Genomic DNA, 9153 nt, shown 5'->3' with positions numbered 1-9153 from the left:
CCACCGCCATCGAGGACGCGTTCGCCGCTGTCCGACCGGATGAGTGCCGAAACTACATCACCGCTGCTGGATACGATGCCTATGAGCCAACCTGAAAGGGCACGGCTCTAGTGTGCGACGATCTCGCGGGGTGATTCGAGAGCAAGGCGGCAAAGCATGAATAAGCTAGAGGAAGAAAAACTCGGATTCGAAGGAACTGCTCAAGCGGATGAGGCTCCGACTCTCTTGGACCCTTTCAGTGTTCCGCTAGCTATGGTCGATGGGGTCGCGGGCATCAGCATCATGAACGGCAACATCGATGCTACACTTGCCCACATCCGCGGCGTACCATCTGGTGGTCTCAATCTTCGCGCGGAATGGATCATCAGCGCTCGCATACGCCTGACACTCGCTGCCGCGATCGATATTCGCGATAAACTCAATGCTCAAATCGCGATGCTGACAATCAGGCCAGACGAAAAACCCAATTAATTTTGTGCGTTTCTATCGACCTGAAACTTTGCGGCCGCGCGGTTTTTCAGGAGTTGTTTTTGTTTTATATTTTTGATCGGGGTGCTGAACCATCTCGGGAAAAAGATATGCAAGTCTGCCTTCTAAAATCATTGGCCCAAGAAATTGTTGAGACGTGTACACTCGGTCTCTCTGGATAAATCTCGATATCTCCTCCGCGGATAAAGCTTTCCAGCCGCAAAGTGCTTCGATAATTTCTTTGATTGAATCGGCGGGCAGACGCTTCTTTAGCTGAATGGCTAGAACTTGTTTGCGCAAGGGAATCGGTAAGTCAGGCATCCGATGCCCCCTATCTTGGATGGCACCATCCAAGATAGGGCCGTTATCTTGGATGGTGCCTTTCGGGGGCGAGCCGCCAAATTGGATCTGACTTGTTTCGCGCGCTAACATCTCTGGGCCTGGAACATAGTGAGTTCGAGCACCACTACCTCGATCTATGAGCAGCTCAGCTTCACGGAGAAGTCTGAGGCTTTTGCTGGCTGCAAGTGTGTCCAGATGAGTGAGGTTGCGATATGTAGAATTATCGATTGCCCCAACCTCTCGAACGAAAACCAGAGCTTTCATCTGATCTTCTGTCAAATTCAGGGCGGAAAAACGTGATAGCCACTCCCAATCGCTTTCGTTCAGGAAATGATGAAACAGAAAGGTTGCTGTAAATTCATCGTTGTCTCTATCACTCTCGAAAGTTGGAGCAGACAGCCCGCTTTCGCGCATCTTGGCCTGCATAACACGGATGCCGCTGCCCTTCGTTTCAGCGAATCGAGTTTCATGCATGATGGCCGCGATAGTAGGGTTCCGCAGCGAAGAGCCCGGTGTATCGAACCGATCCTGCGATTTTAGGGAATATCCTGGATTTTTGATTACAATTCTATTGGCGTAACGGATGATTTGCACCGGCTGAAAAACTTGGTAGCTCCTGTGCATCACCGCATTTACGACAGCCTCTCGAATTACACGATACGGCATAACAGGCACTTCAACACGTTGGCCCAATCTTCCACCTTCAACATCAAGGGTTCTAGGAAGATCGTCTGAAACAGCAGAAATTATTCTAGGTATCAAACTCATCAAAGGGCCGCGCATATCAAGCGACTCTACTGGTTCATCTGTTTTATTAAACCATGTGGTTCCTTTGACCCTCACGTAATCGACCCGATGCGAAGGAAGCAGGCGGCGGAGTGCAGATTGTTTTCCGAATGAAAGAAGGCCAGTATATGTAATCTTTAATACGCCCTCGACACTTCTGGTTGACCCTAGAGCAAATAGCAAATCTCTGTCTGACCAATTCAGTTCTTCTGCAAGTGGGTTTGCTTCTTTCCTAGCAGATCTATATGCTAGTACTGCAAGTGGATCAATGTCATCCCACGACGCATCTCTTACAATCCGCACGTCGAACGGGTCGCTGCCTTTACCCTGATAAAATATCTGCAAATCTTCATCTGTGCATCTAATATCAGTTGGCCCAATTCGTCTAAATGCGCCTTTGGGTAAACCAGTAGCTCTGAAATAGAGAGGTTTCTGAGCGGGCGGAAGTTCAGGCACATCGATTCGCAACACAGTTTTATCGCCGATTAGTTCTGGTTTGATGTCTATTCTTATTGGTTGGTTAAATGTCGTTGCGCAGCTTGAGGCAATGTCAGATGAAATTTTATCGGGGTTATTTACCCCTGATGGCGTATAAAATGAAAAAAGCGCTTCCTCTTTCTCCACTCCGAGGAGAATAGTGCCGCCGCCTAGATCTGGCTCGTTTGCAAGGGCGCAAATAGTCTCGTAAACTGTCTTGCTTACAATTAAGCTCGACTGTTCTTTAGCTTCGAGTTCTTCGGTTTCATCAGTAGCATTCAGCTCTTTGATGAGTTGTGCTGCACTTTTCTTCTGAATCATTGCATTTGCAACTCCATTCTGTGAAATCGCGTATGATGAGGGTGACTCCGATGCCCTCTATCGCGCTGATCTAGCAGAGAAAGCTATCTTATCATATTCCGATCAACTCGGGCCATGGGATCACCCGGTGCACTCGCACCACATCCGCCTCGTCGATCGGCTCCAGCTGCTCCGGCGGGTTGTGCTGCTCCAGCCGGAGCTTCCCACCGCCGCGGCTGAGGAGGCGCTTCACGAAGGCCGGTCCTGGCTCGCCCTCACGCTCGCCCCGTAGCTCGACTACGACGTAATCGCGCGGCGCTGGTCGGCGATGTGGGTCCACGTAGATCGGGCTGCCGTCCTCGTAGGCCGGCGCGACGCTGTCACCGACGAGATAGATGACGTAGACGTCCTTGCGGTTGGCGATGCCTGGCGGCCGCGGCGCGTGGTCGATCATTTGGCCATTGAAGCTGAAGTCGCCACCGTTCCCACCCGAGCCGGTGCCGTATACCGGGACGTTCCTCGGCCCCCTGGAGACACTCGGGTCCACCGCTGCTGTCTGATCGGGGATACTCGCGTTCGATTGCGTTCGCGTCGAGAGGGGGGCGGGCTGCTCCCCATTCGCGGCCGCTTCATCACCGATGACCCGGCTGGGCGAGACCTCGAAGGCTCTGGCAGCCAGCGCGATCGTCCGCTCGGTCAAGCCACGATCCCCGCGCTCAAGCTTGATAAACTGACCACGGGACACGCCCATTGCCGTGGCCGCCTCTTCGTGCGTCCAGCCGCGTTCAAGCCTGAGTTCCCGCAACGCATTCCCCATGAGGGGAGATATGGCCCGGATCGGGTCCGTTGTCCTTTCCCTTTTAGGGATTGACAATGTTGCCCTTTGGGGGAAATGTGGCGACCTATGAGGCTCATCGACTACATGCGCGCCGAGAGGCTGGACGACGTGACCATGGCGCTGCGCGTCGGTGGGATCACCCAGCACTGTATCCGCAAGCTCAAGTACGGCGAGCGCGGTCCGTCGCTCCAGACGGCCATTCGCATCCACGAAGTCACCTCCGGCACCGTAGGGCTGACCGAATGGCCGAAGACGCGTGTGCGCCGCGCTCCTGATGCCGCCGAGCCCCGGAGCGTCGCATGAGCGATGTATCACCGATGGCGTGCCGTCGCGTGCAGGCTGCCGGATTGCAGTTGACGGAAGGGGTGGCATTCGAACCGACGGAGAGCTTCCGCCGGACCTCGTTAGCGGAGAGGCGGAGCGTCGAACCTCCGCGGGCAGACGCAGGCAGTTCGGTGGACCTCAGCGCAATCGAACCGCGATCAGGCTTCTGTTCCGCCCCAGCCCGCGCTTTGCGCAGCCAGCGCGGCGAACGCCCGGCGCATCTCCGCCATGGCTCGCGGCACGACCTCCAGCGTCGTCACATCCTTCACGTCGAAGGTGACGTGTACCTCCAGGGAGCAGTTCGGCCGGGCGCAGTTGAAGCGCACTTCGAACGTCTCGATGGCGCCGTTGCCGTCGACCTCCAGCTCGCGGTCGACACTCTCCAGTTCGACCACAAACATCTCTTCGTTCTCGGCCATCCCGCCCTCCTCTCAAGCACCCAATCGGATCAGAGCGCGGCCGACCGCGCCGAGAAGCATCGCCGAATTCGTGCCGCCCGGCGTACGCCCGTGTCCGTCGAGGCGGTTCGCCAGCCGCTCCAGCACTGCGTCGCGGTCCAGCCCCGGCATCACGCCCACCAGATCCACCATCAGGATCGCCAGCGCCTCGCCGAGCGGCCTCAGCCCCGGCGCCGCGCCGTCGGGTGGAGGTGATACCGCCATGTGGCTCAAGGACTGGATGACCCGCGAAGGTGTTTCCGATTCCGAGATGGCCGGGCGCATCGGCGAGATCTCGGCCGAGGGCGTGCGCAAGCTCCGGTTCCGGACGCGCGGGCCGTCCATCCGTGTCGCGGCTCGGATCGAGGCGGTGACGGCCGGGGCCGTGCGTGCCGTCGATCTGGAGCCGGTGAAGCGTCCTGTCCGTGTTGCGGAGGTCTCGGCATGACCAGTCCGTCCGCCCTGCTCTCTCCGGCTCGTGCCGGTGTCCCCATCGGTGAACCGACGACCGCCCGTTCCTGCCAGAGCATCGCGGCCGTCGGCTCCCATTCCCTCGTGACCACCCGTTTCGTGCCTCACCTGCTGGTCTCCCGTCGTCGTGGTCGATCTGTTTCGACCATGGGAGGCTTTGCGTGTCTGGCAAAAATCTCTTGCAGCGGATGACCGTCGTGAATGCCGCCCTGAGCAATCGAGCCGTCCTGGCCCGCGATCTCGCGCAATGGCTGGAGGACCGAGAGGCTTCCTCGGGCGCCTCCCGCACCATCGCCCGTGCGGCGTTGGAGCGGAGGCACGGCATTCCTCGCGGCGTATTCTGGTCTGCACGTCACCGTGTCCGGGAGAGCCTGGGCCGGTGGCTGGACCATCTGATCGAGGCCCGCGTCCAAGCCGTTCGGAGTGAAGTGCATGAGCTTGAGACGACGCTGGCGGCTGCTCGGGCTCTTGGTCGACCTGATCTCGAACCTGAGATCGCGGCGGCAGAGGCTGACCTCGCGCATGCGCGGGAACGCCTCGCCGCCATCCGCGACCAAGCCCGGTCCTGAGGAGCGGCCATGACGATCCTCGCCACCTACGCCCGCGCACCGCCGTAGCCGACGCCACCGGCTGACAGCCGGTCCACCGCCCCTCCCCCATCCGCCCCGACACGGCGCTCCTCGAACCCCGGAGCTTTGGCCGATGCTGAATCACGACCTCAGACGACCCGTCATCGAGCGGGTGAGGGCCTACCGGACGCACCTGTTCGAGCGGTGGGTCGAGGCCAAGCGGCACGCCGCACAGAGCGACGACATCGCCGACCATCAGGCGGTAGCCGAGGCCTACACCCGGTTCATGCGCGCCCACCTCGTCCCCGACGAGCGGGCGCATCTCGAACTGGAGGACGAGATCGCCCGGCTCACCGCCGAGAACGTGGGCCTGCGCCAGCGGCTGGGGGAGCGTAGCGATGCTTGAGGCCGACGATGCCCCCACGGTCGATCAGGAACGCCTGGAGCGGCTTGTGAGATGGCACGAGGGCGTCGCCCGGCGCGACGGCAACCTCGCCCTCGGCCTGGAGGCTGAAGGGCTTGAGGAGGCCGCCCGCCGCAACCGTGTGCGCTCCGAGGCTCACCGGGAAACCGCGCGGCTGCTGACCTTGCTCCGGCCCCAACCGGCATCGACCGTGGGCGTGTTCCGCGGCCACCTCACGCCGAAGCGGCCAGCCCGCATCCGCGCACCGCCCTGATCGCTCCCGGCACGGCCCGACCACCCTCCCCGCCCCGAACTCTCTCGCCGGCCGCGCTCGCGGTTTCCGGAACGGTGTCGCCATGCCCGATCACAAGCACCCACCGTCACCCGAAAACGAGGACGGTTACTGCCTGCATCCATCTCAGGTGCCGGACTTTCCGCGCACCAGGGCATGGATCGATCAGCTGCGCTGGTGCGTAGCGGTGATGGATGCCAACGACCGCGATCTTGGCTTCGCGGCCAGCCTGCTCTCTCACGCGGTCGATCGCGGCGGGCTCACCGACAAGCAGTTCCGCTACGCCTCGCGGCTGGTCGAGCGCGTCCATGCTCTCTGGCTCGCCGATGTCCTGGCCTGCCAGCGCCGCCCCTCTGCGACCGCGCCTCAGGCTGCCTCCCTCTCGACCATGATCCCGAAGGGGCAGGCCTGACATGGCACGTATCCGCTCCATCAAGCCCGAGTTCGCACAGTCCGAGACGATCGGTGCTCTCTCGCGCGATGCCCGGCTGCTGTTCGTGCAGCTCTGGACCATCGTGGATGATGCCGGGAGGGCTCGCGCAAACTCGCGAGTGCTCGCGATGACGCTCTACCCCTTCGACGACGATGCGCTGAACCTCATCGAGGGTTGGCTGCAAGAACTCGAAGATCAGGCGTGCATTCGTCGATACCTCGTCGAGGGTAAGCCCTACCTCGATATCCCTAAGTGGTTGTCACATCAGAAGATTGACAGACCGAGCAAATCGAAACTGCCCGAATTCGTTGAAGTCTCGCGAGGGCTCGCGAATGGTCGCGAAGTCTCGATGCTGGATAATAGATCTATGACCTTGGACCCTGGACCTAGGACCAGGGAACAGAACCTAGCCGCAGAGACGGTGAACGAGGGAACCTCCCCCGCGTACGTAGGCGCACGCGAGGGGCGGGCTCGGGCCGACGACGACCTCAGCGATCTCGAACCCGCGGCTTGGGACGATCACAGCCAGTTCGGTTGCGACCGGGCTATGGGAGGCGCCCGATGAGCCGGGAGCTTCGCCCGCATCAGACCCGGATCATCGAACGGCTGCGCCAGTCGCTCGCCTCCGGTCGCCGCCGCCCGATGGTCCAGGCTCCGACGGGAGCGGGCAAGACCGTGGTGGCCGGTGCGATCGTGAAGGGCGCCCGGTCGAAGGCGAAGCGGGTGCTGTTCGTGGTGCCTGCGATCGCGCTGATCGACCAGACCGTGCGCTCGTTCTACGCCGAGGGCATTCGCGACATCGGCGTGATCCAGGGCAACCACCCGATGACGGATCCGGCCGCGCCGGTGCAGGTCGCCTCGATCCAGACCCTGCAGCGCCGGGCGATCCCGCCCTTCGACATCGTCGTGATCGACGAGGCGCATCGCTGGTTCGAGATGTTGGGTCCGTGGATGGCAGCCGAGGACTGGCAGGAGGTTCCGTTCGTCGGGCTCTCGGCGACGCCGTGGACCAAGGGGCTGGGCAAGCACTACGACGACCTGATCCAGGTCACCACGACGGCCGAGTTGATCGAGGCCGGCTACCTCTCGCCCTTCCGGGTCTACGCCCCGTCACACCCCGATCTGGCCGGCGTCCGCACCGTGGCTGGTGACTACCACGAGGGCGACCTCAGCAAGGCGATGAACAAACCCGAACTCGTGGCCGACGTGGTGACGACGTGGCGCCGGCAGGGAGAGGATCGGCCGACCTTCGTGTTCGCGGTCGATCGCGCTCACGCCAAGCGCCTGCAGACCGAATTCGAGGGCTCTGGCATCACCTGTGGCTACATCGACGCCTACACGAAGCCCGGCGAGCGTGAGGCCCTGTTCCAGCGCTTCACGGCCGGCGAGGTGCGGGTCATCGCCAGCGTCGGCTGCCTGACGACCGGTGTGGATCTCGACGTGCGCTGCATCGTCCTGGCGCGGCCGACGCAATCCGAGATGCTGTTCGTGCAGATCGTCGGGCGAGGCCTGCGGATGCCGGAGCCGCACCCGATCTATGGTCCGAAATCCGATTGCAAGATTCTCGACCACAGCGACACGCATCTGCGGCTCGGCTTCGTCACCGACATCCACCACAATGCTCTCGACGACGGTCGCTCGCGGCAGAGGCAGGAGGCACGGGAGCGAATCGTGTCGCTACCGAAGAAGTGCTCGTCCTGCGCCTTCCTGAAACCGCCGAAGACCCCGACCTGTCCCGCCTGCGGCTTCAAGCCAGTGAAGCAGAGCGAGATCCGCTGCGAGGAGGGCAACCTCGTCGAACTGAAGCGCGAGCGGGTGAAGGCCAAGGCCGAGGAGAAGATCGCGCTGTTCGGCCAGCTCAAGCTCTACGGGCGCCGCCGCGGCTACGCACCGGGCTGGGCCGCCCACCAGTTCAAGGAATTTACCGGCGCTTGGCCCAACCGCTACCAGCACGCACCGGAACGTGAACCGGAGCGACGCATCCTCAACTGGTTGAAGTCCAAGCAGATCGCCTCGGCCAAACGGAGGACCGCCTGAGCATGCTCGTGCCGTTGCGAGACCGCGCCCGCGATCGATGGGCGAGCCTGCTGCCAATGATCGGCGTGGACAGCCAATTTCTGTCCGGCCGCAAGAATGGCCCCTGTCCGATGTGCGGCGGTAGGACCCGCTTCCGCTTCGACGACAAGGAGGGCCGCGGCACCTGGATCTGCAATCACTGCGGGGCCGGTGACGGCATCGACCTCGCCATGCGGGTGCTCGGTATCGACTTCCGCGAACTGGCCGAGCGGCTGGAGCCGCTGATTGAAGATGCCCCCGTCTTGCCGTCGGCAGCGGAGCGCTCGCCCGAGGACTGCCGCTCGGCCTTGAACCGGCTCTGGTCCGAGGCCCGCCTGATCCAGCCCGATGACGCTGTCGGCCGCTACCTGACAGCTCGGCTTGGGCAGACCACGTTTCCGCGCTGCCTGCGCATCGTGGACCATCTCCGCTATCAGGACGACGTCCCGTCCTACCATCCGGCCATGGTCGCCAAGGTGTCCGGCCCCGACGGCGAGGCAGCCACGCTCCACCGGACCTACCTAACCCATGATGGCCGTAAGGCAGCGGTTGAAATCCCACGCCGATTGATGCCGGGCAAAGTGCCGGACGGTGCTGCGGTCCGCCTGTTCCCGCCGGCTGAGAGGCTCGGGATCGCGGAGGGCATCGAGACCGCGCTCGCCGCAGCGCGCTTGTTCGACATGCCTGTCTGGGCGGCCACGAACGCTACGATGCTGGCGAAGTGGCAGCCGCCGGACTGCACGCGAGAGGTCGTCGTGTTCGGCGATGCCGATCGCGCCTTCGGTGGACAGGCTGCGGCCTACGCGCTCGCTCATCGCCTCGCGGTCAGGGATCGCATGGTGCGCGTCGAACTACCGTCGCAGATCGGCACTGACTGGGCCGACGTGCTGGAGGCCGAGCCGAGCGCCAAGGTCGCCCGTCGGTTCGAGATTGTGGCCTGAAGAACAGAGTCAGGGAG

At 62.0% G+C, this 9153-nt stretch carries 14 protein-coding genes; 10 read left to right on the top strand and 4 right to left on the bottom strand.

Annotated features, from left to right (window positions below):
* The first annotated feature begins 156 nt into the window (after positions 1 to 156).
* Complete coding sequence (locus tag MFF24_RS22830) at positions 157 to 471, top strand: hypothetical protein (protein ID WP_238228159.1); 315 nt, start codon at positions 157 to 159, stop codon at positions 469 to 471.
* Between the two features lie 12 nt (positions 472 to 483).
* On the opposite strand, the gene MFF24_RS22825 is transcribed toward MFF24_RS22830, so the two are convergent.
* A complete protein-coding gene (locus MFF24_RS22825; protein ID WP_238228157.1) occupies positions 484 to 2394 on the bottom strand; it encodes an ATP-binding protein in 1911 nt (636 codons plus the stop codon).
* 91 nt (positions 2395 to 2485) lie between these two features.
* Positions 2486 to 3178 carry a LexA family transcriptional regulator gene (locus MFF24_RS22820; RefSeq protein ID WP_238228156.1) on the bottom strand — a complete coding sequence of 231 codons (693 nt, stop codon included), beginning with the start codon at positions 3176 to 3178 and terminating at the stop codon, positions 2486 to 2488.
* Positions 3179 to 3277: 99 nt separating this feature from the next.
* Here MFF24_RS22820 and MFF24_RS22815 point away from each other — a divergent pair, with 99 nt between their 5' ends.
* The gene (locus MFF24_RS22815; RefSeq protein WP_238228154.1) at positions 3278 to 3514 is read left to right on the top strand and encodes a hypothetical protein; all 237 of its coding nucleotides are present in this window, start codon (positions 3278 to 3280) and stop codon (positions 3512 to 3514) included.
* 179 nt (positions 3515 to 3693) lie between these two features.
* Here the strand turns inward: MFF24_RS22815 and MFF24_RS22810 are convergent, their stop codons facing one another.
* Positions 3694 to 3954 (bottom strand): hypothetical protein, encoded by a 261-nt coding sequence (locus tag MFF24_RS22810; RefSeq protein WP_238228153.1) that lies wholly within the window; start codon positions 3952 to 3954, stop codon positions 3694 to 3696.
* 12 nt (positions 3955 to 3966) lie between these two features.
* Positions 3967 to 4197: a hypothetical protein gene (locus MFF24_RS22805; RefSeq protein WP_238228151.1), complete on the bottom strand. Its 231-nt coding sequence runs from the start codon at positions 4195 to 4197 to the stop codon at positions 3967 to 3969.
* Here MFF24_RS22805 and MFF24_RS22800 point away from each other — a divergent pair.
* From MFF24_RS22800 to MFF24_RS22765, 8 genes are all read left to right on the top strand, one after another.
* Positions 4196 to 4420 (top strand): hypothetical protein, encoded by a 225-nt coding sequence (locus MFF24_RS22800; RefSeq protein ID WP_238228149.1) that lies wholly within the window; start codon positions 4196 to 4198, stop codon positions 4418 to 4420. The two genes, MFF24_RS22805 and MFF24_RS22800, sit on opposite strands and share 2 nt — an antisense overlap.
* Positions 4421 to 4631: 211 nt before the next feature.
* Positions 4632 to 5012, top strand: a complete 381-nt coding sequence (locus tag MFF24_RS22795) for a hypothetical protein (RefSeq protein WP_238228139.1) — start codon at positions 4632 to 4634, stop codon at positions 5010 to 5012.
* A 133-nt stretch (positions 5013 to 5145) separates the two neighbouring features.
* Positions 5146 to 5418 (top strand): DUF837 domain-containing protein, encoded by a 273-nt coding sequence (locus MFF24_RS22790; protein ID WP_238228137.1) that lies wholly within the window; start codon positions 5146 to 5148, stop codon positions 5416 to 5418.
* Positions 5411 to 5689 (top strand): hypothetical protein, encoded by a 279-nt coding sequence (locus MFF24_RS22785; RefSeq protein ID WP_238228136.1) that lies wholly within the window; start codon positions 5411 to 5413, stop codon positions 5687 to 5689. Before MFF24_RS22790 ends, MFF24_RS22785 begins: the two co-directional genes overlap by 8 nt.
* A gap of 82 nt (positions 5690 to 5771) precedes the next feature.
* Positions 5772 to 6119: a hypothetical protein gene (locus tag MFF24_RS22780; RefSeq protein WP_238228135.1), complete on the top strand. Its 348-nt coding sequence runs from the start codon at positions 5772 to 5774 to the stop codon at positions 6117 to 6119.
* A gap of 1 nt (position 6120) precedes the next feature.
* A complete protein-coding gene (locus MFF24_RS22775) occupies positions 6121 to 6705 on the top strand; it encodes a hypothetical protein (protein ID WP_238228133.1) in 585 nt (194 codons plus the stop codon).
* A complete protein-coding gene (locus tag MFF24_RS22770; RefSeq protein WP_238228131.1) occupies positions 6702 to 8177 on the top strand; it encodes a DEAD/DEAH box helicase in 1476 nt (491 codons plus the stop codon). The genes MFF24_RS22775 and MFF24_RS22770 overlap by 4 nt, the downstream gene beginning before the upstream one ends.
* 2 nt (positions 8178 to 8179) lie before the next feature.
* Positions 8180 to 9136 carry a DUF7146 domain-containing protein gene (locus tag MFF24_RS22765; protein WP_238228129.1) on the top strand — a complete coding sequence of 319 codons (957 nt, stop codon included), beginning with the start codon at positions 8180 to 8182 and terminating at the stop codon, positions 9134 to 9136.
* Positions 9137 to 9153: the final 17 nt, after the last annotated feature.

It is taken from the genome of Methylorubrum aminovorans, assembly GCF_022179725.1.
GTDB lineage: Bacteria > Pseudomonadota > Alphaproteobacteria > Rhizobiales > Beijerinckiaceae > Methylobacterium > Methylobacterium aminovorans.
The sequence above is the reverse complement of the archived record's forward strand: the minus strand, read 5'-3'. Positions and strand labels throughout refer to the sequence as shown.